The sequence below is a fragment of the Pseudomonas sp. KH_021 genome, from assembly GCF_057838865.1.
The window spans coordinates 2358858-2382884 of the sequence record NZ_CM174477.1 but is presented as its reverse complement, the minus strand read 5'-3'; the positions used below and the strand labels follow the sequence as shown (position 1 = coordinate 2382884).

Below are 24027 nucleotides of genomic sequence, written 5' to 3'. Positions count from 1 at the left end.
CACTGCGAAGGCCACACCGCAACCCGCCAGACAAACCGCCGCGCCTACATGGGCGAGGCAAGCTGCTAGAGTTGTGGGACCATCCGCATGCGGAGACACTCATGGAAGATCCCGCCCAGCCCAAGCCCCCCAGCTTCTGGCAAGTGCTACACAGCGTCATCGCCGCAGCCTTCGGGGTGCAAAGCTCGAAAAATCGCGCCCGTGATTTCACCCACGGCAAACCCGGTCACTTTATTGCCGTGGGCGTATTGTTCACGGTGATTTTCGTGCTGGTCCTGATCGGCGTCGTTAACCTGGTGTTGCACCTGGTCCAGGCCTGAAACGCATAACGGCCCTCAGGATCACTCCTGAAGGCCGTCCCTGCTTTTTACGGTTTGCTATTGATGGCTGACCCAGAACACCGCTGTCGACACGACCAGAATGATCAGGAACAGAATCGCCCAAGCATCGACGCTGCTGTCATTCTTTCGTGCCTTGGTAGAATTGCCCATTGCACCGCCTCTTGTGATTTCTTGTCGGAGAATGCACATCACGCCCTGAGTTAAGTTCAGCATTGTCCATTACTCAAGCGTGGGTATTCGCCGCTCCAGAAGACAAAGAAACCAAAAGTAAGAAGATAACGCTCGCTTAGATCATTCCGCTCTTTTCATATTCAAAAACTTCACTTTTGCGCATAACTCCAAACTGGTATCTTTCGCTCGCTCCGCAGGGAGTGCGCGGCCGTGCGCGCAGACAGCTGTAACCAGCCTGAGAACAGGATCTATATGTACGTTTACGACGAGTACGATCAACGGATCATCGAGGACCGCGTCAAGCAGTTCCGTGATCAGACCCGCCGCTATCTGGCTGGGGAGCTCAGTGAAGAAGAGTTCCGCCCGCTGCGCCTGCAAAATGGCCTCTACATCCAGCGCTTCGCGCCGATGCTGCGAGTCGCCGTGCCATATGGCCAGCTGACCTCCCGGCAGACCCGGATGCTGGCGAAAATCGCCCGCGACTATGACAAGGGCTATGCCCACATCAGTACGCGCCAGAACGTCCAGTACAACTGGCCGGCCCTGGAAGACATCCCGGACATCCTGGAAGAGCTGGCCACCGTGCAGATGCACGCCATCCAGACCAGCGGCAACTGCCTGCGCAACGTCACCACCGATCAGTTTGCCGGTGTCGCTGCCGACGAGCTGGTCGACCCGCGCCCCTGGTGCGAGCTGGTGCGTCAGTGGACCACCTTCCACCCTGAGTTCGCCTACCTGCCGCGCAAGTTCAAGATCGCCATCAATGGCGCGTCCAGCGACCGTGCTGCCATCGAAGTGCACGACATCGGCCTTGAGCCTGTGCGCAACGAAGCCGGTGAGCTGGGCTTTCGCGTACTGGTGGGTGGTGGCTTGGGCCGGACCCCAGTGGTCGGCGCCTTCATCAATGAATTCCTGCCGTGGCAAGACCTGCTCAGCTACCTGGACGCCATCCTGCGCGTCTACAACCGCTACGGTCGTCGCGACAACAAGTACAAGGCCCGGATCAAGATCCTGGTCAAGGCGCTTACCCCTCAGGTGTTCGCCGAGAAGGTCGAGGCCGAAATGGCCCACCTGCGCGGTGGCGCCACTACGCTGACCGACGCCGAAGTACAGCGCGTGGCCAAGCACTTTGTCGACCCAGAATACAAAGTCCTGGACGACATCAGCGCCGAACTCGCTCAACTGGATGAGCAACACCCTGGTTTCGCCCGCTGGCGGACCCGCAACGTGCTGGCCCACAAGAAGCCAGGCTACGTTGCCGTCACCCTATCGCTCAAGCCGACTGGCGTTGCCCCAGGCGACGCCACCGACAAACAGCTGGACGCCATCGCCGACCTGGCCGATCGCTACAGCTTCGGCCAGCTGCGTACCTCCCACGAACAGAATGTGATCCTGGCTGATGTCGAGCAGAGCCAGTTGCACGCCCTGTGGCTTGAGCTGCGTGAAAACGGCTTCGCTACGCCGAACATTGGCCTGTTGACCGACATCATCTGCTGCCCTGGCGGTGATTTCTGCTCGCTGGCCAACGCCAAGTCGATCCCGATTGCCGAATCCATCCAGCGTCGTTTCGACGATCTGGACTACCTGTTCGACATCGGCGAGTTGGACCTGAACATTTCCGGTTGCATGAACGCCTGCGGCCACCACCACGTCGGTCATATCGGCATTCTGGGCGTGGACAAGAAAGGCGAAGAGTTCTACCAGGTATCCCTGGGTGGCAGCGCCAGCCGTGACGCCAGCCTGGGCAAGATCCTCGGCCCCTCCTTCGCCCAGGACGCGATGCCGGATGTGATCGAGAAGCTGATCGACGTCTACGTCGAAAAACGTACCGAAGACGAGCGCTTCATCGACACCTATCAACGTATTGGCATCGACCCTTTCAAGGAGCGCGTCTATGCAGCGAATAATTAAGAACAACCAGCTGGTCGACGAAACCTGGCACCTGCTGCCCAAGGACTTCAACATCGACGAGCTGTCCAACTGCGACGACTACATCGTGCCGCTGCAGATGTGGCGCGACCATGCCCACATGCTCAAGGCCCGCGATGGCGGCCTGGGCATCTGGCTGGACAGTGATGAAGAAGCCGAAGAGATTGGCGAATTCGTTGGCAACTTCCAGGTCATCGCCCTGAACTTCCCGGCCTTCACCGACGGGCGCAACTACTCCAACGCGCGCCTGCTGCGTGACCGTTATGGTTTCAAGGGTGAATTGCGAGCGATTGGTGATGTGTTGCGCGACCAGTTGTTCTACCTGAACCGCTGCGGTTTCGATGCGTTCGCCATTCGCGCCGACAAGAGTCCTGAGGAAGCCTTGCAAAGCCTGAAGGATTTCTCGGTGACCTATCAAGCTGCGGCCGACGAGCCTTTGCCGCTGTTCCGTCGCCGCTGATACTGCCTTAAAGCAATCGCGGTGGTCCGGAATGCCGGACCACCGCGAATTATTCAAGAACACCACATCAGCCGGAAATACACTCCGTCGCCGCCGTCTGCACATCCCCCGGCCGCAATGGCATGTTAGACATGCGCTCATGCACCTTGATGCTGCTGCCACCCGAGCGTTCGCTGATATCGATCAGCGCTGCCGGGCCTGACGAAAATTTCTGCGGCACAATCACCCGCACACCCTCCTTCTGCGGTTCGATCACCGAAGGATCGCGCGTGGTCGCCAGTTTATCGACCAGGCATTTGGCGTAAACCTCTGGCTTCTTGCCGGAAATGACACTCATCGTTTCATGGCTCTGTTCTATGTCAGAGACATTTGCGCAACCGGTCAGCGCCACAGCCAGCGCCAGTAAAGCCCACCTCATCAAATACAACTCCATGGGTAAAAGATCTCTGACCACAAAAAGGCAGATTTTCTCCCTTCGCGGACCTATTTATCTTGCAACCGTCACCTGGCCACGGCGCTCGAGGCGGCTGCGTGGTATCTTTCACCCTTGACCGCACCCTCGTTCCCGGAGAGCTGAATGAAATTCGTACACCAGCGCGAGCACCTCAATGAAGACGACCTGGTCGTCATTCAATGCTCCCAGCGCTGCAATATTCGCCTGATGAGCGATGCCAACTTCCGCAGTTTCAAAAACGGCGGCCGGCACAGCTATCATGGCGGCGCTTTTGACACGTTCCCGGCCAAGATCACCGCGCCCAGCACCGGTTTCTGGAATATCACCATCGATACGGCCGGCACCAAGCTGTCCTCGGCGGCAGGCAAAAGCAGCTTTACCCATTCGATCAAGATTGTTCGCCGCTCCTCATCCCGGCTGTCCTGAGCCGCGGCTCCACTCACCCAGGCAGGTATTACCGTGACAGGCACCACCAAATACGTTGTGAAATACAAACTCGACGGTGAACAACGCTTCGAGTTCGCGCAATTGACGTCCAACTCGCAAGAAGAAGCCAAGGCAGCGCTGGAAAAAATCCACGGCAGCCTGGATGGCATCACCGATATTCGTATCAGCAAGGCGCTCTAGGTCGTCTCCATGACCCTGGACCTGTTCGCCAGCAGCGACACCGAGCAACCCGCCCAGCGGATTGCCTTGGGGCCGCAGTCCTGGCTGCTGCGAGGATTCGCCCTGCCCTGGGTCGAGACCTTGCTGCCAGCCCTGCGCCAGGTCCTGCGCCAGTCTCCGTTTCGCTACATGATCACACCGGGCGGCTTCACCATGTCCGTGGCCCTGAGCAACTGTGGCGACTGGGGCTGGACCTCGGATCGCAGCGGCTATCGCTACAGCGCCATCGACCCGAAAACCGAACGGCCATGGCCGGTGATGCCCGACGCAGTTCGCGAGCTGGCCGGCGCTGCCGCCGCGGCCGCGGGTTTTGACGCTTTCGTCCCCGATGCCTGCCTGATCAACCGCTATGTACCCGGCGCTCGCGTGTCCCTACACCAGGACAAGAACGAGGCCGACTTCGCCCACCCTATCGTTTCCGTATCCCTGGGCCTGCCGGCTGTCTTCCAGTTCGGCGGCGACGAACGCAGCGACCGTGCGCAACGCATCCCCCTGCTGCACGGCGATGTCGCCGTGTGGGGTGGGGTCGACCGCCTGCGCTATCACGGCATCCTGCCCATCAAGGAAGGCGTACACCCGGTCATGGGCGCCCAGCGAATCAACCTCACCATGCGCAAGGCACACTAGCCGCCAGATGTTTGAACTCACCGCTTCGGGGTAGGAGCCGGCTTTAGCCGCGATGGCATCACCACGGCTTGCCTGATATACCGCGGTGATGCCATCGCCGGCAAGCCGTGCTCCTACAGGGTGCATCACCGGCTGAGTCCGGCGCAACACACAGCCCCATTCCGTTTGCCGGCCAATCGCTATATATTTACCTACATAGCGATTTACCCTCCTGGCGGGCATGCATTGTGCGCTCGCCAACAGCCTCTGCGGAGCTACTTGATGAGTATGCGTGCCCCACGTTTCGCTACTTTGGGCGTCACTGCCCTGTTCGCTGCAATGGCCTGTGCCCAGGCATCGGCCGATGATGTCCAGGTGGCGGTCGCCGCCAACTTCACCGCGCCGATCCAGGCCATTGCCAAAGATTTCGAAAAAGACACCGGGCACAAGCTGGTGGCCGCCTTCGGCGCTACCGGGCAGTTCTATACCCAGATCAAGAATGGCGCTCCCTTCGAAGTGTTCCTGGCCGCCGATGACAGCACCCCGGCCAAGCTTGAGAAAGAAGGCGACACCGTTGCCGGCTCGCGCTTCACCTACGCCACCGGCACCCTGGCCCTGTGGTCGGCCAAGGAAGGTTATGTCGACGCCAAGGGTGAAGTGCTGAAGAAAAACGAGTACAAGCACCTCTCCATCGCCGACCCCAAGACCGCTCCATACGGCTTGGCGGCCACCCAGATGCTGTCCAAGCTCAAGCTGACCGATGCAACTCAGGCCAAGCTGGTCACCGGCCAGAACATCACCCAGGCTTTCCAGTTTGTTTCCACCGGCAATGCCGAGTTGGGTTTTGTCGCCTTGTCGCAGATCTACAAGGACGGCAAGGTCACCAATGGTTCGGCCTGGATCGTACCCGCCGAGCTGCATGACCCGATCAAGCAGGACGCCGTGATCCTCACCAAAGGCAAGGACAACCCGGCAGCCAAAGCACTGATGGACTACCTCAAAGGGCCGAAAGCCGCTGCCATTATCAAATCCTACGGTTACGAAATCTGATGCCGCTGGACTCCGCTGACCTGGGCGCGATCTGGCTGACCCTCAAGCTCGCGTCGCTGACGACCCTGATCCTGTTGGTCGTCGGCACACCGATCGCCTGGTGGCTGGCGCGCACCCGTTCCTGGTTGCGGGGGCCCATCGGGGCCGTGGTGGCACTGCCTCTGGTGCTGCCGCCGACGGTCATCGGCTTCTACTTGCTATTGGTCCTAGGCCCCAATGGCTTCATCGGCAAGTTGACCCAGGCCCTGGGCCTGGGGACCGTGGTCTTCAGTTTCACGGGGCTAGTGATTGGATCGGTCATCTACTCCATGCCCTTCGTCGTCCAACCGTTGCAGAACGCTTTCACCACCATCGGCAATCGCCCGCTTGAGGTTGCCGCAACCTTGCGTGCGAACCGCTGGGACACCTTTTTTTCTGTCGTTTTGCCACTGGCACGTCCGGGATTCATCACCGCCTCGATCCTGGGCTTTGCCCATACGGTGGGCGAATTCGGCGTGGTGCTGATGATCGGCGGCAATATCCCGGAGCGCACCCGGGTGGTGTCAGTACAGATCTACGACCATGTCGAAGCCCTGGAGTACAGCCAGGCCCATTGGCTGGCAGGCGCCATGCTAGTGTTTTCTTTCTTGGTCTTATTGGCGCTGTATGGCAGCCGCAAAGGCAGAACCACCTGGAGTTGACTCATGGCTGCACAGATTCTGGCGCGCCTGCAGGTGGCCTACCCCGACTTCGACCTGGAGGTGAATTTGCAGTTGCCGGGGCGCGGTGTCAGCGCCCTGTTCGGCCCGTCCGGCTCCGGCAAGACCACCTGCCTGCGTTGCTTGGCCGGGCTTGAGAAAGCCGACAATGCTTATATCGAGGTCAATGGCGACGTCTGGCAAGACAGCCAGCGCAATCACTTCATCGCGCCGCACCTGCGGCCTATCGGCTATGTCTTCCAGGAGGCCAGCTTGTTCGCGCATCTTTCGGTGCGTGGCAACCTGGAGTTCGGCTTCAAGCGCATTGCACCCAGCTCGCGCAAAGTCGAGCTGGCGCAGGCCTGCGAATTGCTTGGCATCGGCCATTTGCTCGAACGCCGCCCGGGCAATCTGTCCGGTGGCGAGCGCCAGCGTGTGGGCATTGCCAGGGCACTGTTGACCAGCCCGCGCCTGCTGCTGATGGATGAACCCCTCGCCGCGCTCGACAGCCAGCGCAAACGCGAAATCCTCCCCTATCTGGAACGCCTGCACGACGAACTGGAGATCCCGGTGGTCTACGTCAGCCATGCACACGATGAAGTGGCAAGGCTGGCCGATCACCTGGTGCTGATCGACCAGGGCAAAGTACAAGCCAGCGGCCCTATCGGCCAGACCCTGGCGCGCCTGGACCTGCCCCTGGCACTGGGGGACGATGCTGGTGTGGTCATCGAAGGCCGCGTCAGTGCCTTTGATCACAGTTACCAACTGCTAAGCCTGTCGTTGCCCAACAGCGAGTCTCAGGTTCGCGTCGCCCACACCGCCTTGCCCGTCGGCACGCGGCTGCGCTTCAAAGTCCAGGCTCGGGATATCAGCCTGAGCCTGGAGCCGGACAGCCAGAGCAGCATTCTCAATCGCCTGCCCGTGGTGGTCACCGGGCAACGTCTGGCCGACAACAGCGCCCATGTGCTGGTCAGTCTCGATGCCCAAGGCACGCCGCTGCTGGCCCGGGTCACACGCTATTCCTGCGATCAGTTGCAGCTGCAAACCGGCCAGGCGATCTGGGCACAGATCAAGGCGGTGGCGGTGCTCGCCTGATGTGCACCTCGTGCCTTGTTCGTGGTCCATAGCTCGTAGGCCCCATTGAGCAGACCAGCGGTCTGCAAGACTGTCGAATCCACGACCAGCCAAGCGACCACAGGTCAGGACCAACCGGAGAACTGTCATGAGTGATCTCAAGCAATCCCAAGTGGTATCCCGAGAGCAATGGCTGATTGCACGCAAACAGTTATTGCTGCACGAAAAGGCTTTTACTCATCAGCGCGACGAACTCAGCGCCGCCCGCCGTGCCCTGCCCTGGGTGAAGATGGACAAGGCTTACCGTTTTGAAGGCGCAGACGGCAGCTTGAGCCTGGCCGATCTATTCGCCGGGCGCAGTCAATTGATCGTCTACCACTTCATGTTTGGCCCCGGCTGGGAGGAAGGCTGCACAGGCTGCTCTTTTGTGGCTGACCACTTCGATGCCGCCAACCTGCACTTGGCCCACCACGATGTCTCACTGGTGGCCGTCTCCCAGGCGCCTTTCGCCGAATTCCAGGCGTTCAAGCAACGCATGGGGTGGAAGTTTGCCTGGGTCTCGTCTAATGGCTGCGACTTCAACGAGGATTTCCAGGTTTCAGCCAGCCCCGCGCAACGGGCCGAGGGCACGTTCACCTACAACTATGAGCCGACCAAAAGTGAAGACCAGATGCCGGGTTTGAGCGTGTTCTATCGCGATGACAAGGGTGAGATTTTCCACACGTATTCAACTTACGCTCGCGGCCTGGACATATTAGGGAGACGCTGAACAAATCACCGATTCATACCGAGCCCCATTTTCAAACCGGTTTTTTCGCCCTACCGGTCTTATTCCACGTTTCTGGGGCCGATTTCAGGCCCCATTTTGCTAATTAGCGGGCCAACCCCGCCTTTCAGACGGATTTATCCCGCCATGCGCTGGAAATACCGCTTGGCCAGCATCAGATTGGCCAACCCGAACAGACTAAACAACTGCGCGGTGTTCTTTTCCAGCCCGCGGTAACGCACCTTGCGATGATTGAAGCGCACTTTGATCACTTGGAACGGATGCTCTACCTTGGCACGCAGTTGCGCCTTGGCGTATTCGATCTTGCGCTTGGCCCTGTACAGCACGCTGTCTTTGCCGTGATGCTGGTAGCTGCTTGGCCGTGCTGCAATCGACCAGATAACGTCCCGTTCAGCATGCTCCGCTCGCTTGTCCGCACCGGTGTATCCAGCATCTCCCGAGACATAGGTTTCGGCACCGTGTAGCAGCTTGTCGACCTGGGTGACATCGGCCACGTTGGCCGCCGTCCCCACCAGGCTGTGCACCAGCCCCGACGTGGCGTCGACGCCAACGTGGGCCTTCATCCCAAAGTGCCACTGATTGCCTTTTTTGGCCTGATGCATCTCAGGGTCGCGCTTGCCTTCTCGGTTCTTGACCGAGGGCGGTGCGGCGATCAGGGTGGCATCGACAATGGTGCCTTCCTTGAGCAACAGACCACGATTGGCCAGATGCTGGTTGATCGTTTCAAACAGCACCCGTGTCAGCTGATGGGTTTCCAGCAAGCGGCGAAAACGCAGCAAGGTAGTGGCGTCCGGTGCCGACTCGCGGCCCAGGTCAATGCCCATAAATCCACGAATGGCCTGGCTGTCGTAAACAGCATCTTCGGTACCTTCATCGGAGAAACCGAAACACTGCTGCACGACATACATGCGCAGCATGCGCGACAACCCAATCGCGGGGCGCCCGCGCTTGCCTGTGGTGTCGCCGTAAAACGGCGCCACCTGCGCCTCCAACTGCGCCCAGGGCACCAACTGCTCGATATCAGTCAGGAAACGATCGCGGCGCGTTCGCTTTTTCTTGCCGGCGTATTCGAGTTCGGAGAAGGTCTTCTGCATGTCGGGTAACGAGGCTCACGAAGAGGATGGCTGGCTGAAGGTGTGTAGTGTGCCAAGGGTCGGGGGCGGTTGGCTATTTATGCAGCGTCTCCTTAGTGGGCACTTACAACTTTCTCGATTTAATGCCCAAAGGTCGTGATGAGGGCGAAATCATGGATTGGGTGCGCCACCATGATCGCTACGAAGGCGCCCAGGCGAACAAGTGCTGTCACTGATGAATACAACTGAGCCTTGAACAACAGCTGCAGCCGGTAGCGGCTGACCGCCTTACGCGCGGCCAGCCGCTTGACCTGCTATTTCTGACAGTTGACGCCGATGGCCAGTCGGGAGATTTTCAAGCAACTCTTCTACTCATTCGGAAACAGCGATGAATAATCAAAAAACACCATCGTTTAGAGCCCAAGTCAGCCTGGCCAGCGTCGGGGCCCAACTGAGATTTGAACACTTGAGCACGCCGTATGTTGCCGGCAGCCACAAGAGCAGTTCACAAGGCTGGCTACATGCCACGTCAAACAATTATTACGCGTGTGAATTCCAAGACCTGGCCTTTGACTTTATTTATGTTGGCAAACAGTGCTACCTGATCAAGTCACCTAACTTTGCTCTGGCGGCGAGTGATAACGGCTACATCGGTGCTTACCAGGTGGGGCACCACTGGAAATTGCAGTCACCGGTTTCAGATGGGCTGATAGTTCCCTCACCTGAAATGGTCGGCCATACGCTGGAAGTGAACCTGATCAACCACAGTCGCAATGACAGCGCCTTACGCCTCTACAACCGACAAGCCATCACCGACTCGCGCTGGCACTCATACGTCACGGACGCCAATGGCGAACCTACTTCAATAACCCTGCATATCGTGGCCTTGTTGGACACCGCCGACGGTCACGTTGTCCGAACTCACCTTCACTGATTCGCCACCCTGAAGCGAGGGCATTACTCATCGTCCGACGTCAGCGCCCGAACCTCCTCCAAGAGTTGCTGCTTATCGAACCGGCAAGAAAAGCTCTTCTTGCCTTCGCTACCTTTGTCGGCGATGCCATCGATGGCATACCCGTCATCGGTGTTCGCGGTGGGGTCCAGGGCGATGTCGTTGGTGTCCACATCGTATTGCTTGGCCGCGGCATCGATGCAGGCATCGGCCATTTGATCATCCTCTGTCGCAGCGATTGTGATCGCGCTATTGCAGATCAACGCCAACCCGACAGCCGCGACGCAGCTACGAAAACGCATGGTGTTCTCCATGGCACAGGATCTGAAAGGCTACTGAAACTGTAGCCCTATTCCTGACCCGGGTATCGCCGTTGGGCAGGTGATGCCTGAAACTGTCGACAGCCTCTCACTGCCTTGCACAGTGACGTGGCACTCACTCGCGCCTGTTCCGAGGCCTGAAAACTGTAAGCGCGGATTTCTTCTCGATATCTCCAGAAAATCAATGACTAAGCTCAGCGACGTAACGCAGTAAGGTCCACTCCAAGGGCCGCAGTGCGGCTGGGCCTTCAAATAAAATTCACGCTTTTATTCTTTTGAGGTTATATTCCATGGACGGAATAATTCACCTAAGGTGGGAAATTGAGTACACCGATGAGTTTGAGCGATGGTGGCGCAGCCTGAGTGAATTCGAGCAAGACTCGGTCGAAGCATCGGTGTTGCTGCTGAGCGACTTGGGTCCGCAGCTGGGCTACCCCCACAGCAGCAACATTAAAGGCTCCCGGCACGGCACGTTGCGTGAGCTACGGGTGCAGCATGCAGGCCGGCCTTATCGAGTGTTGTACGCCTTCGACCCACGCCGCTGCGCATTGCTGCTGATAGGCGCCGACAAAACCGGCCAGGGTCGCTGGTATGAGGAACATGTGCCAATGGCAGAACGGCTCTACGACGAGCATCTGATGGCCTTGAAGAAAAGAGGGAAATGATATGACTAAAAAGTTTTCCGATCTGGTTGCAGATCGTTCACCCGAATCCAGAGCCCGCGTTAGCGCTCGCTATCAACAACTGCGGGCCGAGATGCCCTTGCATGAGCTGCGCCAGGCGCAACAACTCAGCCAGCAAATGCTGGCCAAAACGCTGCAGATCAATCAGGCCGCCGTCTCGAAGATGGAGCGCAGGACGGACATGTACATCAGTACGCTGCGTGATTACATTCGAGCGATGGGAGGTGAGCTGGAAATCATCGCCACCTTTCCTGAAGGGCAAGTGAAGATCGAGAACTTTTCAAGTTAAGTGATCGCCATCGGGGCCCTGAAAAGGCCCCGAATTTGCGACTCACCGCAGCGGCGAAACCGTCTTGCGCACGATCTTGATGTTGTATTTGAGCGTGGGTTTGCGGGTGACGCTGATTGGCCGCGCAGTAACGGTATCAATCGTGATATTCCAGTACCCGGTGCTGGGTACGGTGATTTTGGCAGGAAACTTCTCGAACGCGCCGCCATGGTAGGTATGGCGGCCACCATTCTTGAAGCTGCGAAAGTTAGCGTCGTTCATCAAGCGAATATTGCAGCGCTGCGAGCTCTCGATGATCACGATATCGTCTTCGCCAAGGTGTTCGCGCTGGTGGATGTATTTCATGGAAAGTTCAGAATCCGTCGATCAATCAAACAATGGCGCCAAGGGTAGTGCATTTGCCCGCTGCTGGCGACGCCCGCAAGCCCAGTGGTATCAGGCTTGCGAGGCCACCCAACGCCTCAGCACCCTTTCGCCGAACACGTTGATCAAAAGACCGCCCATGACCAGTACTGCACCCCAGCATTGCAGGGTGCTCAACCGCTCATCAAGCAATAGGACTGTCGGCTGCACACAGCCCTCATAGATGACCTCACATCACCCATACCCTGAAAATCCATCCTTTGTCAGCCCCTGTGTACTGGCCTCTAATGCTGGAAGTCAGTGATCCCGATCACAAAGTTCAACAATAAAAACTGCTCCCGGAGATGCCATGCACAGTGGTCCCACTCTATTGATGGTGCTGTTTGCCGCCATCATTCTGATTGTTTTTCTCATCGTCAAAGTTCGCGTCCACGCTTTCCTAGCCTTGACCGCCGCCTGTTTTGTAGTGGGCCTGGGGTCCGGTATGCCGCTGGCGCAGATCGCCAGTGCCTTTGAAAAAGGTGTGGGTGGAACGCTTGGGTTCCTGGCAACGATTATCGGCCTGGGCGGTATTCTCGGCAAAATGCTCGAAGAGTCCGGTGGCGCCGAGCGTATTGCACAGACGCTCTTGAATGCGCTGGGCAAGGAACGTGCGTCCTGGGCCATGATGCTGGTCGGGTTTATCGCCGGCATCCCGGTGTTCTTCGAAGTGGGATTCGTACTGCTCATTCCGCTGATCTACGTCGTCGCCAAAGAGACCCGCATCAATCTTTTGTACCTGGGCGTGCCGTTGGCCGTGTCGTTGATGGCCGTGCATTGCATGTTGCCCCCGCACCCTGCCGCCATGGCCATTTCCGGCATGCTGGGCGCTGATGTGGGCAAGGTGATCATGTACGGTCTTATCGTAGCCCTGCCGACTGCCATCATTGCCGGCCCGCTGTGGATCAAACTGGTCTGCAAGAGCGAAGCACCCGCCAGCCAGGCAGCCTTTCTGGAAGAGCATTGCGAAGACCGCAGCAGCCGTGAATTGCCAGGCCTTGGCGTGACGCTGCTGGCAATCCTGTTGCCACTGATCCTGATGGTGGGCAAAAGCTTCGCACCCGCCCTGCCCCATGATTCCCTGGCCTTTAGCGTGATTACGTTTCTGGGAACGCCCTTGATTGCACTGTCCGTGGCCGTCCTGTTCGCCTACTGGGCACTGGGCTTGCGCCGTGGCCTGAGCATGCCTGACTTGCTCGTGCACACCCAGAAGAGCTTCCCGCCGCTGGCCAGCATTCTGCTGATTATCGGTGCTGGCGGCGCTTTCAACGGCATCCTGATTGACAGCGGCGTGGGTGACGCGCTGGCCGGCTCCTTGGGCCAACTGAACATGAACCCCATCGTCCTGGCGTGGCTGGTAGCAGGGCTGATGCACTTCGCCGTCGGTTCGGCCACCGTGGCTATGATCAGTGCCGCAGGCATGGTGCTGCCGATGCTGGGCGCCCACCCGACCGTGAGCAAAGAGATCATCTGTATTGCCATCGGTGCCGGCGCCATCGGCTGGACCCACGTGACAGACTCCGCCTTCTGGGTGGTCAAGGAATACCTGGGGGTCTCGCTGACCGAGGCCTTGAAGAAATTCACCTCGGCCACTGTACTGGCCTCACTGGTTGCGCTGGGCCTGACCCTGCTGCTTTCGCAATTTGTTTGATACCACCCCAATTTTCCGCCTGATCGTTTAAAGGGAGCCCGCCATGATTCTGGGAAAAACACTTGAAAGCTGGTGCGCCAGCCATCCTCTGATTCGCGACATGGTCGCGCTGCAAGAGACCACCTGGTTCAACCCTGGCGTGGCGCCGGTCGCGCAGGCCATTGGCGATGTGGGCCTGACGGCCGCAGACGTCGCTGACGCCAGCGCACGCTTGACGCGCTTCGCTTCTTTCCTGCGCCTTGCCTTCCCGGAAACCGAAGGCAGTGCCGGCATTATCGAGTCCGACATCCAGCCTGTGCCGCACCTGCAGCAATTGCTGGGTGAGCGTTATGGACAGGTACTCAATGGCGCACTCTGGCTCAAGCGTGACAGCCACTTGCCCATCTCTGGCTCGATCAAGGCACGCGGCGGCATTTATGAAGTGCTCAAGCATGCCGAAGACCTGGCGTTGGCGGGCGGTCTGCTGACCCTCGATGACGACTACGCCGTGCTGTACAGCGACAAGGCACGCGCCTTTTTCGGCCAGTACAAGATAGCCGTGGGCTCCACCGGCAACCTGGGCATGTCCATCGGCATCATGGGTGCCGCCCTGGGCTTTCAGGTCACTGTGCATATGTCGGCCGATGCGCGGCAATGGAAGAAAGACAAACTGCGCTCCCACGGCGTGACCGTGGTCGAGTATTCATCCGACTACAGCGTGGCCGTCGCCCAAGGGCGCAAACAGGCTGAAGCGGACCCAGCCTGCCATTTCGTCGACGATGAAAACTCGGTCAACCTGTTCCTGGGCTACTCGGTCGCCGCCGAGCGCCTGAAAGCACAATTGGCCGCGGCCGGTATTGCTGTGGACGCACAGCACCCGCTGTTTGTGTACCTGCCCTGCGGTGTCGGCGGCGCACCCGGCGGTGTCGCCTTCGGCCTGAAGTTGGCCTTCGGTGACCACGTCCACTGCATCTTCGCCGAGCCCACCCATTCGCCGTGCATGCTGCTGGGCGTCTACACCGGCCTGCACGATGAAGTCTCGGTACAAGACTTTGGTATCGACAACGTGACCGCTGCTGACGGGCTGGCCGTCGGACGTGCTTCAGGCTTTGTCGGCAAAGCCATGCAACGCCTGCTCGATGGTTTCTACACCGTCAGCGACGAAGAGATGTACCGCCTGTTGGCACTGATGGAAGACAGCGAAGGCGTGCGCCTGGAGCCTTCGGCGTTGGCCGGCGTGCCCGGCATTGCCCGCGTCCAGGGCGAGCAGCAAGGCTACCTGGCGCGTGCAGGGTTGGACAGCCAGGCCATGGCGCAGGCCACTCATCTGGTCTGGGCCACCGGTGGCAACATGGTACCCGGCGAGGAGATGCAGGCGTATCTGGACAAGGGCCGTGAATTGCTAGCCAATAGTCGCTAAATTCTGTTTGAGCCTGGCCTGCCTGAGGGAAACCGACGTGCTTAACCTTCCTCCTCGTATCAGCTCCAGGCTCAACAGCAGCCAGTTCGCCAACCTTCACACCTTCCTGGTCGCCGCTCGTCACTTAAGCTTTGCTCGCGCGGCCCAGGAACTGTGCCTGACCGCCAGTGCCGTCAGCCACCGAATCGGCCGGCTGGAAAGCGCGCTGGACATGAAACTGTTCCAGCGCCTGACCCGTCAGGTGACTCTCACGGATGAGGGCGAGCGGATCTTTGAGATTCTGCAGAACGCGATGGGCGAGCTGTCCGAAGCCCTCGACCAATCGTCACAGGCTGAAGTGGCCGGTTCCATCGCGCTGTATGTCAGGCCCTCGGTGGCCCAGTGCTGGCTGGTCCCGCGGCTTGCAGATTTTGTCGAGCGCTACCCTGCAGTGTCCCTGGACCTGCGGGTCGGCAATGACAACGTCGATTTTCGAACCCGCAAGATCGACTTGGCGCTTTACTACGCCAATGGTGAATTTCCAGGGCTCACCAGCCATCGACTCATGCGAGAACAATTGGCCCCCGTCTGCAGCGCTGCCTATGCGCAACGCCATGGTCTGCACGATAGCCCGGACAACCTCCGGCACTGCACGACCCTGCATGACTCCCTGGCCTGGGATCATGCCGCCTATGATGCCGAATGGACGCTCTGGGCAGAGCAACATCACCTGCTCGAAGCACTCCCCAAGCGCACCCTGACTTTCGACCGATCTGACCTCTGTGTGACGGCAGCCATGAACCACGCTGGCATCGCCATCGGTCGTCAGCAGTTGGTGCAAAAACGTGTCGATCGCGGGGAACTGGTACTGCCACTTGGCGGATTCAGCCGAGCCGGTCACTATGATTACTATCTGGTCCATCCGCCGCTGGGTTCTGTCCCCAAGCGGTTGGTGGTATTCATGAACTGGCTGAAAGAATGCGCCCGTCGATCATCCCCCCTGGATGAGCAAGAGGCATGAGAGACGGGGCCGGGTTTGGCACGCCCTGTATCACTGGGAGCCCCAACATGAACAATGACGATAAAAAAGCCCAGGCCTTGGCCGACCTGGATGAAGCGACCGATGACATACGCCGCACCGACAATCATGTCGAGCGCCTTGAAGCCTTGTATAAGGCACAAGGTATGCTTTACATGCTCTGGCGTATTGAGTGGGTGGACAATGATGAATTCGAAAAACTGAAAATCAGGCTGCTTGAGGCCGATGCCTATGCAGTTGAGCAAATAGCGTCCGCCTGAACGGAGCCTGATGGCACAATGGCCGGATTAGGCAAACATAGGAAAACATTGTGCTCACCCAGATTCTGATCGCGGCCAGCGCGGCCATTGTGCTGCTGCTCGGCTCGCTGCACCTGATCTTCACCTTCGCCACCCAAAAGTTCATGCCGCGCGATAGCGCGCTGGCTGATCAGATGAAGCGCATCGCCCCGGTGATTTCCAGGCAAACCACAATGTGGCGGGCCTGGATCGGCTTCAACGCCAGCCATAGCCTGGGCGCCATGCTGTTCGGCGCCATCTATGCCTATCTGGCCTATGAGCATGTGGACTTCTTGCTGCAGTCGCGCTTTCTGCTGCTGCTCGGGATTCTGTTCCTGGCCAGCCTGCTGGTTTTGGCGCGGCGCTACTGGTTTCACATTCCCCAGTTAGGTATTGCCGTTTCCCTGCTGCTGTATGTGCTGGGGATTTTCAGCGCATCGCGGGTTACAGGCTGAACTGGCCAAGCATCACCACCACGCCGATCACCACCACTGCAACCCCCGCCCCTGCGGTCCATTGCGATTCTGGCGTTTCGCTGAACCAACTGCCTCGGGACGGGTATTTGCCCAGGGTCAGCAGCTTCACCACCGGCCAGCCAATGGGATAGAAAATGGCTTGAAAGGTCAGCTCGCCAATAATATCGAACATGACGATCTCCGAAGGGTGTTCTCTTTGAAGAATAGAACACTGTAGGAGCGACGGGGGCGCCTAGCCCTTGGTCGCGATGGCATCACCGCGGTTCATCTGGTATACGGCGGTGATGCTATCGCGAGCAAGCTCAGCTCCTACCCAATCCCCGGTAGGAGCCAGCCTTGGCTGCGATGGCTGCACCGCGGTCTATCTGGCATACAGCGGTGATGCTATCGCGAGCAAGCTCAGCTCCTACCCAATCCCCGGTAGGAGCCAGCCTTGGCTGCGATGGCCATAGGTATCTACACATCTTTTGGTGTACTGCATTTCGTAGCAGTGGACGAGTAGAACGAGGCCACGTCCGGCTGCGCAGCAGTCGTAAAACCTGGCACTTCAGTATTCAGATACACCGCGAGTACAGGCTTTGCGAGGACTACGTCCCCGGACCTGGCCTCGCTGAACTCGTCTACTGCTACGAATGTAGCCGCTGACGAGGTACGAGGCTGCGATCGGCAGCGAAGCGGCCGTAAAACCTGAGACCGTAATCCATCAGGCACACCGAAGGGCCTGAATTTACGACGGCTTCGCCGCCGATCGCAGCCTCGTACCTCGGCAGCGGCTACAAGAGCCGCGCTGCCCCAGAATTGTGTAGATACCTATGCTGCGATGGCTGCACCGCGGTTCATCTGGTATACGGCGGTGATGCTATCGCGAGCAAGCTCAGCTCCTACCCAATCCCCGGTAGGAGCCAGCCTTGGCTGCGATGGCTGCACCGCGGTCTATCTGGCATACAGCGGTGATGCCATCGCGACCAAGGTCTGCTCCTATGTATGGACTCGCCCCCACTATCAACCCGCTTTTGAACACTGCTACCCGGCTGCATCTATGTATAAGGCCTACTCGAGGAAGCCTGATCGGCTTCTGGCCAACATTCAATAAGCTCGCGGTATGCCAATTACGTTAAGGCCTCAAGGGCCAGTAGGAGCACAGGCATCAATCCGCGACGGTCTGATCTGGGGTCAATGTTCTTTAGCAAGGGTTGGAGCGCTTTAACGCCCCGGTGGCAGAACTCTGTCGATCAGTGACTCATCGTCGCCTCCTGGACATTGCCCATGTGGCGACGATAGGTCTGCTCGGTTTTCAGTAATACCCAGACGATGCGTAGGGTACGGTTGGCCAATCGGACGGCCGTTTCCTTGCGACCCAAGCGACACAGCCAGCGCAGCAAGCGCCGGTCATCGGGTTGTTCCGAATCAGGCCGCACCTGTCTCAAGACCGCATGCGCGCCCTGGATCGCCAGGCTGCGTAGGTAGGCGTCGCCCTGCTTGCTCATCTTGCCCAGCCGGATTTTCTGTCCGCTGCTGTGCTGAGTGGGCACCAAACCAAAGTAGGCGGCAAACTGGCGTGCGTTGGCGAAGCGCTCAGGCTCGACCTGCTTGGCCAGCAGCGCGGTGGCGATGATCGGACCGATGCCACGCACCGTCATCAACCTTTTCGCCGTCTCATCCTGCTGTGCGGCCGTTTCCAGTCGGCCGGTCAACACGCTGACGCGCTCGCCCAACTGGCTCCATTCGCCGAGCAGCTCAGCAATCAGCTCGCGCAGCAGATCCGGCAGCGGCTGGGTGGCATCCTCGAGTATCCGCGGCACCACCCGGCTGATCGCCGCCTCACCTTGCGCCAAGGCCACGCCATGCTCGAGCAGCAAGCCACGCATCTGATTACCCATGGCCGTGCGCCGCCGCACATAGCCCTGGCGGGCGCGATGCAGTGCCTGCATGGCCAGCGCCGCGGCACTTTTGACCGGCACTGAGACAATCCGACTATCTCGACCCGCCCGCAAGATCGCATGTGCATCGTTGCGATCATTCTTCGGCCCGCTGCGATGATCGGCCACATGCTGCGCAGGCAGGATCCGCACCGGGTTGCCTTGGGCCTGCAGCAACCGCGCCCATGCCTGAGCGCCTGGGCCTGTTTCCATCAGCACCATGACGCTCATGGGCAGTTGGCGAAGAAACGCCTGGAAGGCTTCGCGCGATTTGATTCGGTCCTCGTACACCACTTGGCCCAGGGCGTTTTCCCCGGCCACCTGGAAGACCCTCTTGGCAAGATCTACCGAGACGGTCGAACAGGTTGCTAGGTCGGCTGAAGACAAAGAGTGATTGTTGGTCGTATGCTTTTTCATGGGCTCGCCCTCGCTGTCGTTGGCTTCTTTATAGATGCCACCGTGGCGCATAGACGCCTCGGTTGGGGCGAGTCCATGTAATTACAAGCACTCCGACGGGTTTGGCAGTCGCTGGAGTTCGACGCGCCGGTTAGCGGCCCGCCCCTGTTCACTGGCGTCGCTGGCAACTGGGCGGCTGGCACCCACGCCTTGTGCGACCAGGCAGTGTTCCGGGATATCGCTCATTTCTCTCATCCATTCACGCACCGCCCAAGCACGCGACTGCGACAGCTGCAGGTTTTGCCCAGGATCACCGCTGGCGTCGGTATGCCCGGTAATCACCACCAGCCCGCCCGGCTGCGCCTTGATTCCGGCCAGGGCAGTGATCAGGGCTTTGTCTGAACCAGGCTTGAATTCGGCGCTGCCAGCGTCAAACAGCAACAGGCTGTCCAGTTGCCTCTGCACACCCGCATCCTGGCCCCGCTGCCACTCTCGCCACCCGAAGCCGCCCGCCAAAACCCCTGAAACCATCAGGCACAGCAGCGCGAGCGCGATAGGACGTTTTTTGCCTTTCACAGGGGGCGGCGGGGCCAGCAGCACATAGGGCAATAACAATGGCGGCTCAACTCGCCTGGCCGGGTACTGTACGGGCTCATCGGCAACCGTCATCCGCGGCGCAAGGCGTTGGACGAGGCTGTCGATCTGCCCACGCAAAGCCCGCAGAGTCACCAACGGTGCCTGCCCTGGCTGACTCGACAGCTCTCCCAATCGCTCAAGCTGCGCTTCCAGATGAATCAGGGCAGGCACACTAATCGCGCTCATCACAGCGCCACGCAACAACGGCTGCAATTGAGCGAATAAACCACTGAGGATATCCAGGCGCAATGACGCCGAGGCCGGCCAAAGCAGTGGCCACTGGCGATCCAGCGCCGCCATCCATTCCACACCCTGCGCCATGCCGTCCAGGCCATGACGGTGACTGCGCGCCAACACGAAGGCCGCCATGGATTGCAGCTCTACGCCATTCTTGTCGAACAAGGCCAGGCACAGTTGCTCGACCTTGAGCCAATCCACGTCCGGGCAAGCCGGATGGACCAGTTTGGCCAGTTCATTGCGCAGCGCCTCGAACTGACTGAAACCGGATGGATCGCCGCCCATTCGCAAGCCAATCTCAAACATAGTCCTGCCTTTTCAAATGGCGCACCAATACGTTGCCGTCAGGCCCCAGGGAGGTGCTGAACGTCGCCCGCCTACCGGCTTTCAAGCGCACCTCCAGGGCGTATTGCAGATGGCCGGGCTGGACTTGCTCCAGCAACTCAATCTGCACCGTCGCCAGTCGCGGTTCATATTTGAGCAAGGTCGCGACCAGGGAGTTTTTCAAGTCATGGGCGCTGGCGGGCAACCCCTGCAGGATGCCTCCCATGTCGGGTAGGCCGTAGTCGGGAAGATGGCTGAGGGTGCCCTCACGGCTGTTGAGGATGCGCTGCAAATTGTCCAAGACTGACAGGATGAGCTGGTCCTGCTCATCGACCTGATGCAGATCGAGTTCGCCTGCAAAATTCTGCAGCAGCGTTTCATAAAGCGAAGGATCAGATTCAGACACGCTTCACTCCTTGACCTGTGGTTGCAAGGCGAGTCGGTTGTCGCCCAGGGTGATCAGCCGCGCCCGCTCCGACTCCAGATCCTTGCGGACCAGGGTCAGGCGCCAGCCGTCCGGCTGATGTTCAGGGTTACGCAAGAGCGCGACCACCGTCACGTAGCGCGTGCCCTTGTGCAGCGGCACACTCAGCTGCGCACCATCGCCGGGTTTGATCACCAGGGCGCGTTCATCGAGCAGATCGGTGCCGAGCAGGCGTTCGGCATGGTTCAGCACCTGGTCGTAGGAAGCTGTGGCCATCGTTTTGTTGCTTTGCAGTTGGTAAACCCGGACCACCGTCGGCACCGACAATGTGCTGGTGTCCTGCGCATCCAGGTTCAGCGCCGCCCGGCCACTGACATCCAGGTGCAAGGTGGTGATCGGCGGGTAAAAAATCGCCTGGGCGGTGGACGTGGCGGAGTCGCTCACGGTTTGGGTCAAGCCGCAGCCAGTGAGCAACATGCCCACTGCAGCACCTTTGAATGCCTTAAATACAATACGCGACATGCTGTGCCTCTCGTTGTTCAGGGTTGCTGCGCAGGCCTTGATAACGGCCCAGGTGCAGCGTGATGATGCCGTCTTGCGTCCCGTGCCCAAGGCCCAGTACCGCGGTCATGCCCAGCAACAGCCGAGCACGCCCCAGTACGGGCGATGGCAAGTCACGCAGGGGCAGTGACAGTTGCAACTTCACCGTGCAGCGCCAGCCCAGGTACACCTCAAGCAACGCCAGTAGATCCGCGTGCAACTGCCCTTGCGGCAACCAGCCACGGGCCTCTTCATGGTTTTCAGTCGACAGCGCCAGGTGCAATTGGCTGTTGGCATCGCTGCCGACACGGCCCAACGGCATCCCCTGACACAGGGTGACCGGCCGGCTTCGGGACAGGCTGGCCGGATGCGCCAAGGGAATTTTCTGCGGCCAATGGCCGGTCACCTGCGCTTGGGTATCTGGGGCCAACAGCTTGACCAGCGCACCAATGCCTTCGGCATTACGGGTGGGCAGGCGCATCACGCCCAGCAGTGCCAGAAAGCGTGAAACGGGTGTGCCGATCCGCGCCGCGGTGCCGGGTATGCCCAGGCCGATCAGTCCCAACAGGCATTGCGAGGTGGCATCCGTGCCACCGGCCTGGAAGGTGGCGGGGTAGGAGTACTTGCGCCAGATGCGATAGAACTGAGTGAAAATCCTGTGGTTGAACAGGTCGAGAAAGGCTTGCAGCGCTTCATGCCCTTCCCGACGCTGGGTGATGTCATCCAGGTAAGCGGTCGGCAGTGGCGAGTCCACACCGTATAGGCCCAACAGGCGAGTCCGCACCGTCGCAGGCAGAAAGGGGCGCTCTTCGTCGGTCTCGATGGCCTGCAACTCGCCCGCAGGAAAGCCCATGCCAGGGTCGGGCCTGAAACGCACCGGATCATCCGCCGGGCACGCCGTGCTGCCCAAGGGCGGATGATCCGGCAAGGCCTGCTCGATCAATTGGCAGAAGCGATACAGGTTGGCTTCGGCCACCCTGCCCTGCAGCGCCTCAAGCAAGCCGCTGGCTCTCAGCCTGGAATTCGCTGATTGTGGTTCTCGTTCCATCGCAGGCACTTTCCGGTAGGTTGCAGGATCAGCGTAAGCTGGTTGAACAGATGAATATCGGCATACAGGGCAAAGAAGCGATTGAGCATTTCACCAAACAGGCTGATGTCGCCCTCACCGCAAAAGCCGTTGGCATCCAGGGTCACCTCGATGTCGACCCCGCGCAGTAAAAAGCCTTTCTCGAAGCGCTGGATCAGGTGATGACGCACGTCAACGATGGCCTCAAGCCTGCGTCGATTCAGTTCGTTGCCCGTCCAGTCATACAGCGCCAGGGTGCCGCGCAGAACTTCGGCACTGTTGAGCATTGGCAGGAAGTTGGAGCCCAGATGGCTCAGTACTCGCCAATGAAAGCGATCACGATGGGGTGGGTAGCACGGTAAGGTCGGGGCACACAGGTTGCGAACCCGCAGCCCCGCCTGGCTGGCTTGCGCCGCGGTATCGAGCAAGGTGCTTTGCAGCGCCTTGCGGGGCAGTTGGCCATTGGTTCCGGTCAGTCGCAACGACAGGCTTTGGTGCTCGCCCAGGCTGTCTGGGTCAAATTCCTCTCCGCCCAGGATCAACCAGGTGTCATGCAGTCCATTGGCGCCACGCTTCAACCGGGTGTGAAAGTAGCGCTGCGGCGCTTGCTCGCGCAGCATCCCGCCCCGGTGGCGAAAACTGCTGAAGGGCACATAGTGCTGCTGTTTACCTTCGGTGGCGGTACTCACCTCATCCACCGAGTAAATTTCCGTGTGGCCATCCTGCAGGCGCATGGGCCGCAACAGGTAGTCGGTTTGCAAGGGGTCCAGGGTCAGTGGGTCGGCCTCGAGTACAAACAGATTGATCACCGGTACCGCGTGTAGGCGAAGGTGTTCGCTGCTGGGGGCGGTGGCATGGGACCAGGGTTCGCTCAGCACCACTTCAAGCTCGAACCCGCCCGTTGCGGCGGGCATGTCCAGTTGCTCCAGCCCGCAAAGGGTCACGAACATGAACTTCTCGCGGAAGGTGAAGTACTCCAGCAACAGCTGGTAGCCGCTGAAGGCGCTGTCTCCCTTGGGCCACAGGCGGTCTTCATCGGCAAAGCCCTTGGGCGCGAAATGGCCTTCGAGCGGGATACGCTCAGATGCTCCCTCAAAACGCACGTACAGGGCCTGGGCATTCAAGGTCAGCGCCTGGTGCAACGCACTGGCCAGCGGCGCATCCGCATTCACGTACAGCGGTAACCGGCTCAGGTCGATCTGGCTCCAGTCCAGCACTGCGCCTCGGCTAAAGCGCAGGCGCAACATACTGCGTCCGTCCGGTTCATGGGCCAGTTGCAACGAGGTCAGGGCCAGCGGTCGCAGGGTCAGGTCCTGGGTGGTGGTGTAGCTACACCGGGTGCGCTGTGGGCCGATGGGTTGCGTCAGGACTTCGGAGCCCTTGCTGATCGACTCACAGGCTTTCATCTGTGCCAGGTCCGGCAGCCATTCGACAATCGAGAGCGAAGGAATGGTGCGCAGATAATGGGGCCACAACAGGCTCACCAAGCCTTCGGTCAGCTCGGGCAGATCGTCGTCAAGCTTTTCCCGCAGCCTGCCCATCAAGAAGGCGAAACCTTCGAACAGCCGCTCGACATAAGGGTCATGGGCGCCCGTTTTATCCAGGTTCAGTTGCGCTGCGCGGTCCGGGAAGGCCTGGGCGAATTCCTTGCCCGCTTCGCGCAGATAACGCATCTCGGCGTCAAAGTAGCGCAGGGTTTGATTGTCCATGCTCAAGGCAATACTCCTGA

The 24027-nt window shown here is 59.5% G+C and carries 29 protein-coding genes and 2 pseudogenes; 19 read left to right on the top strand and 12 right to left on the bottom strand.

Features of this window, described 5'->3' with window-relative positions; all coding sequences use genetic code 11:
* The first annotated feature begins 101 nt into the window (after window positions 1-101).
* The 3 genes from AC3IX4_RS11195 to AC3IX4_RS11185 all read left to right on the top strand — a co-directional run bounded on the left by AC3IX4_RS11195 (window position 102) and on the right by AC3IX4_RS11185 (window position 2901).
* Entirely contained in the window at window positions 102-320 is a 219-nt protein-coding gene (locus AC3IX4_RS11195; protein ID WP_489260583.1) for a DUF2970 domain-containing protein, read from the top strand.
* 444 nt (window positions 321-764) lie between these two features.
* A complete protein-coding gene (locus AC3IX4_RS11190; protein ID WP_489260582.1) occupies window positions 765-2423 on the top strand; it encodes a nitrite/sulfite reductase in 1659 nt (552 codons plus the stop codon).
* The gene (locus AC3IX4_RS11185) at window positions 2407-2901 is read left to right on the top strand and encodes a DUF934 domain-containing protein (RefSeq protein ID WP_489260581.1); all 495 of its coding nucleotides are present in this window, start codon (window positions 2407-2409) and stop codon (window positions 2899-2901) included. Before AC3IX4_RS11190 ends, AC3IX4_RS11185 begins: the two co-directional genes overlap by 17 nt.
* Window positions 2902-2968: 67 nt before the next feature.
* On the opposite strand, the gene AC3IX4_RS11180 is transcribed toward AC3IX4_RS11185, so the two are convergent.
* Window positions 2969-3319 (bottom strand): hypothetical protein, encoded by a 351-nt coding sequence (locus AC3IX4_RS11180; RefSeq protein WP_489260580.1) that lies wholly within the window; start codon window positions 3317-3319, stop codon window positions 2969-2971.
* A 159-nt stretch (window positions 3320-3478) separates the two neighbouring features.
* Between AC3IX4_RS11180 and AC3IX4_RS11175 the strand changes: the two genes are divergently transcribed.
* The 7 genes and pseudogenes from AC3IX4_RS11175 to AC3IX4_RS11145 form a co-directional block, all read left to right on the top strand.
* Window positions 3479-3781 carry a DUF1883 domain-containing protein gene (locus tag AC3IX4_RS11175; RefSeq protein ID WP_489260579.1) on the top strand — a complete coding sequence of 101 codons (303 nt, stop codon included), beginning with the start codon at window positions 3479-3481 and terminating at the stop codon, window positions 3779-3781.
* A 33-nt stretch (window positions 3782-3814) separates the two neighbouring features.
* The gene (locus AC3IX4_RS11170; protein WP_489260578.1) at window positions 3815-3982 is read left to right on the top strand and encodes a hypothetical protein; all 168 of its coding nucleotides are present in this window, start codon (window positions 3815-3817) and stop codon (window positions 3980-3982) included.
* 9 nt (window positions 3983-3991) lie between these two features.
* Window positions 3992-4648, top strand: a complete 657-nt coding sequence (gene alkB / locus AC3IX4_RS11165) for a DNA oxidative demethylase AlkB (protein ID WP_489260577.1) — start codon at window positions 3992-3994, stop codon at window positions 4646-4648.
* 261 nt (window positions 4649-4909) lie between these two features.
* The gene (modA, locus tag AC3IX4_RS11160; protein WP_489260576.1) at window positions 4910-5677 is read left to right on the top strand and encodes a molybdate ABC transporter substrate-binding protein; all 768 of its coding nucleotides are present in this window, start codon (window positions 4910-4912) and stop codon (window positions 5675-5677) included.
* Complete coding sequence (gene modB, locus AC3IX4_RS11155; RefSeq protein WP_489260575.1) at window positions 5677-6357, top strand: molybdate ABC transporter permease subunit; 681 nt, start codon at window positions 5677-5679, stop codon at window positions 6355-6357. Before modA ends, modB begins: the two co-directional genes overlap by 1 nt.
* A 3-nt stretch (window positions 6358-6360) precedes the next feature.
* Window positions 6361-7449: a molybdenum ABC transporter ATP-binding protein gene (gene modC, locus AC3IX4_RS11150; protein ID WP_489260574.1), complete on the top strand. Its 1089-nt coding sequence runs from the start codon at window positions 6361-6363 to the stop codon at window positions 7447-7449.
* A 127-nt stretch (window positions 7450-7576) separates the two neighbouring features.
* Window positions 7577-8185: pseudogene (locus tag AC3IX4_RS11145) on the top strand (DUF899 domain-containing protein); the annotation flags it as partial.
* A 146-nt stretch (window positions 8186-8331) separates the two neighbouring features.
* On the opposite strand, the gene AC3IX4_RS11140 reads toward AC3IX4_RS11145, so the two are convergent.
* Window positions 8332-9309, bottom strand: a complete 978-nt coding sequence (locus AC3IX4_RS11140; RefSeq protein WP_489256974.1) for an IS5 family transposase — start codon at window positions 9307-9309, stop codon at window positions 8332-8334.
* A gap of 92 nt (window positions 9310-9401) precedes the next feature.
* On the opposite strand from AC3IX4_RS11140, the pseudogene AC3IX4_RS11135 reads away from it, so the two are divergent.
* A pseudogene (locus AC3IX4_RS11135) lies at window positions 9402-9524 on the top strand (DUF899 family protein); the annotation flags it as partial.
* A gap of 152 nt (window positions 9525-9676) precedes the next feature.
* Complete coding sequence (locus tag AC3IX4_RS11130) at window positions 9677-10222, top strand: hypothetical protein (protein WP_489260573.1); 546 nt, start codon at window positions 9677-9679, stop codon at window positions 10220-10222.
* Between the two features lie 23 nt (window positions 10223-10245).
* Here AC3IX4_RS11130 and AC3IX4_RS11125 read toward each other — a convergent pair whose 3' ends face one another.
* On the bottom strand, window positions 10246-10542 hold the full coding sequence (locus AC3IX4_RS11125; protein ID WP_489260572.1) for a hypothetical protein: 297 nt from the start codon (window positions 10540-10542) through the stop codon (window positions 10246-10248).
* Between the two features lie 308 nt (window positions 10543-10850).
* On the opposite strand from AC3IX4_RS11125, the gene AC3IX4_RS11120 reads away from it, so the two are divergent.
* On the top strand, window positions 10851-11225 hold the full coding sequence (locus tag AC3IX4_RS11120; RefSeq protein ID WP_489260571.1) for a type II toxin-antitoxin system RelE/ParE family toxin: 375 nt from the start codon (window positions 10851-10853) through the stop codon (window positions 11223-11225).
* A gap of 1 nt (window position 11226) precedes the next feature.
* The gene (locus tag AC3IX4_RS11115) at window positions 11227-11532 is read left to right on the top strand and encodes an XRE family transcriptional regulator (protein WP_489260570.1); all 306 of its coding nucleotides are present in this window, start codon (window positions 11227-11229) and stop codon (window positions 11530-11532) included.
* Between the two features lie 42 nt (window positions 11533-11574).
* On the opposite strand, the gene AC3IX4_RS11110 is transcribed toward AC3IX4_RS11115, so the two are convergent.
* Both AC3IX4_RS11110 and AC3IX4_RS11105 read right to left on the bottom strand, forming a co-directional pair.
* On the bottom strand, window positions 11575-11877 hold the full coding sequence (locus AC3IX4_RS11110; protein WP_489260569.1) for a DUF1883 domain-containing protein: 303 nt from the start codon (window positions 11875-11877) through the stop codon (window positions 11575-11577).
* A gap of 90 nt (window positions 11878-11967) precedes the next feature.
* Window positions 11968-12105 carry a hypothetical protein gene (locus AC3IX4_RS11105; RefSeq protein WP_489260568.1) on the bottom strand — a complete coding sequence of 46 codons (138 nt, stop codon included), beginning with the start codon at window positions 12103-12105 and terminating at the stop codon, window positions 11968-11970.
* A 139-nt stretch (window positions 12106-12244) separates the two neighbouring features.
* On the opposite strand from AC3IX4_RS11105, the gene AC3IX4_RS11100 reads away from it, so the two are divergent.
* From AC3IX4_RS11100 to AC3IX4_RS11080, 5 genes are read left to right on the top strand one after another with little or no spacing between them, the layout of a single operon-like run.
* The gene (locus tag AC3IX4_RS11100) at window positions 12245-13585 is read left to right on the top strand and encodes a GntT/GntP/DsdX family permease (protein WP_489260567.1); all 1341 of its coding nucleotides are present in this window, start codon (window positions 12245-12247) and stop codon (window positions 13583-13585) included.
* A gap of 43 nt (window positions 13586-13628) precedes the next feature.
* Window positions 13629-14984, top strand: coding sequence for a D-serine ammonia-lyase (gene dsdA, locus AC3IX4_RS11095; protein ID WP_489260566.1), 1356 nt, complete (start codon window positions 13629-13631; stop codon window positions 14982-14984).
* 37 nt (window positions 14985-15021) lie between these two features.
* Entirely contained in the window at window positions 15022-15984 is a 963-nt protein-coding gene (gene dsdC, locus AC3IX4_RS11090; RefSeq protein ID WP_489260565.1) for a DNA-binding transcriptional regulator DsdC, read from the top strand.
* Window positions 15985-16031: 47 nt separating this feature from the next.
* Window positions 16032-16262, top strand: a complete 231-nt coding sequence (locus AC3IX4_RS11085; protein ID WP_489260564.1) for a hypothetical protein — start codon at window positions 16032-16034, stop codon at window positions 16260-16262.
* Window positions 16263-16312: 50 nt separating this feature from the next.
* On the top strand, window positions 16313-16735 hold the full coding sequence (locus AC3IX4_RS11080; protein ID WP_489260563.1) for an LIC_13387 family protein: 423 nt from the start codon (window positions 16313-16315) through the stop codon (window positions 16733-16735).
* On the opposite strand, the gene AC3IX4_RS11075 is transcribed toward AC3IX4_RS11080, so the two are convergent.
* From AC3IX4_RS11075 to tssF, 7 genes are all read right to left on the bottom strand, one after another.
* Window positions 16725-16928, bottom strand: a complete 204-nt coding sequence (locus AC3IX4_RS11075) for a hypothetical protein (protein ID WP_489260562.1) — start codon at window positions 16926-16928, stop codon at window positions 16725-16727. The two genes, AC3IX4_RS11080 and AC3IX4_RS11075, sit on opposite strands and share 11 nt — an antisense overlap.
* Window positions 16929-17988: 1060 nt before the next feature.
* Window positions 17989-19092: an IS110 family RNA-guided transposase gene (locus AC3IX4_RS11070; protein ID WP_489261185.1), complete on the bottom strand. Its 1104-nt coding sequence runs from the start codon at window positions 19090-19092 to the stop codon at window positions 17989-17991.
* 81 nt (window positions 19093-19173) lie between these two features.
* On the bottom strand, window positions 19174-20250 hold the full coding sequence (locus AC3IX4_RS11065; RefSeq protein WP_489260561.1) for an OmpA family protein: 1077 nt from the start codon (window positions 20248-20250) through the stop codon (window positions 19174-19176).
* The gene (gene tssE / locus AC3IX4_RS11060) at window positions 20243-20674 is read right to left on the bottom strand and encodes a type VI secretion system baseplate subunit TssE (RefSeq protein ID WP_489260560.1); all 432 of its coding nucleotides are present in this window, start codon (window positions 20672-20674) and stop codon (window positions 20243-20245) included. Before tssE ends, AC3IX4_RS11065 begins: the two co-directional genes overlap by 8 nt.
* 3 nt (window positions 20675-20677) lie before the next feature.
* Window positions 20678-21214, bottom strand: a complete 537-nt coding sequence (gene tssJ / locus AC3IX4_RS11055; protein ID WP_489260559.1) for a type VI secretion system lipoprotein TssJ — start codon at window positions 21212-21214, stop codon at window positions 20678-20680.
* A complete protein-coding gene (tssG, locus tag AC3IX4_RS11050; protein ID WP_489260558.1) occupies window positions 21195-22280 on the bottom strand; it encodes a type VI secretion system baseplate subunit TssG in 1086 nt (361 codons plus the stop codon). The genes tssJ and tssG overlap by 20 nt, the downstream gene beginning before the upstream one ends.
* A complete protein-coding gene (gene tssF / locus AC3IX4_RS11045) occupies window positions 22244-24013 on the bottom strand; it encodes a type VI secretion system baseplate subunit TssF (RefSeq protein WP_489260557.1) in 1770 nt (589 codons plus the stop codon). Before tssF ends, tssG begins: the two co-directional genes overlap by 37 nt.
* Between the last annotated feature and the right edge of the window lie 14 nt (window positions 24014-24027).

Excerpts from the sequence above, each read along its gene's own strand:
- AC3IX4_RS11195 (WP_489260583.1), top strand. The coding sequence starts at position 102 with ATGGAAGATCCCGCCCAGCCCAAGCCCCCCAGCTTCTGGCAAGTGCTA.
- AC3IX4_RS11190 (WP_489260582.1), top strand. The coding sequence starts at position 765 with ATGTACGTTTACGACGAGTACGATCAACGGATCATCGAGGACCGCGTC.
- AC3IX4_RS11185 (WP_489260581.1), top strand. The coding sequence starts at position 2,407 with ATGCAGCGAATAATTAAGAACAACCAGCTGGTCGACGAAACCTGGCAC.
- AC3IX4_RS11180 (WP_489260580.1), bottom strand. The coding sequence starts at position 3,319 with ATGAGGTGGGCTTTACTGGCGCTGGCTGTGGCGCTGACCGGTTGCGCA.
- AC3IX4_RS11175 (WP_489260579.1), top strand. The coding sequence starts at position 3,479 with ATGAAATTCGTACACCAGCGCGAGCACCTCAATGAAGACGACCTGGTC.
- alkB (WP_489260577.1), top strand. The coding sequence starts at position 3,992 with ATGACCCTGGACCTGTTCGCCAGCAGCGACACCGAGCAACCCGCCCAG.
- modA (WP_489260576.1), top strand. The coding sequence starts at position 4,910 with ATGAGTATGCGTGCCCCACGTTTCGCTACTTTGGGCGTCACTGCCCTG.
- modB (WP_489260575.1), top strand. The coding sequence starts at position 5,677 with ATGCCGCTGGACTCCGCTGACCTGGGCGCGATCTGGCTGACCCTCAAG.
- modC (WP_489260574.1), top strand. The coding sequence starts at position 6,361 with ATGGCTGCACAGATTCTGGCGCGCCTGCAGGTGGCCTACCCCGACTTC.
- AC3IX4_RS11140 (WP_489256974.1), bottom strand. The coding sequence starts at position 9,309 with ATGCAGAAGACCTTCTCCGAACTCGAATACGCCGGCAAGAAAAAGCGA.
- AC3IX4_RS11130 (WP_489260573.1), top strand. The coding sequence starts at position 9,677 with ATGAATAATCAAAAAACACCATCGTTTAGAGCCCAAGTCAGCCTGGCC.
- AC3IX4_RS11125 (WP_489260572.1), bottom strand. The coding sequence starts at position 10,542 with ATGCGTTTTCGTAGCTGCGTCGCGGCTGTCGGGTTGGCGTTGATCTGC.
- AC3IX4_RS11120 (WP_489260571.1), top strand. The coding sequence starts at position 10,851 with ATGGACGGAATAATTCACCTAAGGTGGGAAATTGAGTACACCGATGAG.
- AC3IX4_RS11115 (WP_489260570.1), top strand. The coding sequence starts at position 11,227 with ATGACTAAAAAGTTTTCCGATCTGGTTGCAGATCGTTCACCCGAATCC.
- AC3IX4_RS11110 (WP_489260569.1), bottom strand. The coding sequence starts at position 11,877 with ATGAAATACATCCACCAGCGCGAACACCTTGGCGAAGACGATATCGTG.
- AC3IX4_RS11100 (WP_489260567.1), top strand. The coding sequence starts at position 12,245 with ATGCACAGTGGTCCCACTCTATTGATGGTGCTGTTTGCCGCCATCATT.
- dsdA (WP_489260566.1), top strand. The coding sequence starts at position 13,629 with ATGATTCTGGGAAAAACACTTGAAAGCTGGTGCGCCAGCCATCCTCTG.
- AC3IX4_RS11085 (WP_489260564.1), top strand. The coding sequence starts at position 16,032 with ATGAACAATGACGATAAAAAAGCCCAGGCCTTGGCCGACCTGGATGAA.
- AC3IX4_RS11075 (WP_489260562.1), bottom strand. The coding sequence starts at position 16,928 with ATGTTCGATATTATTGGCGAGCTGACCTTTCAAGCCATTTTCTATCCC.
- AC3IX4_RS11070 (WP_489261185.1), bottom strand. The coding sequence starts at position 19,092 with ATGAAAAAGCATACGACCAACAATCACTCTTTGTCTTCAGCCGACCTA.
- AC3IX4_RS11065 (WP_489260561.1), bottom strand. The coding sequence starts at position 20,250 with ATGTTTGAGATTGGCTTGCGAATGGGCGGCGATCCATCCGGTTTCAGT.
- tssJ (WP_489260559.1), bottom strand. The coding sequence starts at position 21,214 with ATGTCGCGTATTGTATTTAAGGCATTCAAAGGTGCTGCAGTGGGCATG.
- tssG (WP_489260558.1), bottom strand. The coding sequence starts at position 22,280 with ATGGAACGAGAACCACAATCAGCGAATTCCAGGCTGAGAGCCAGCGGC.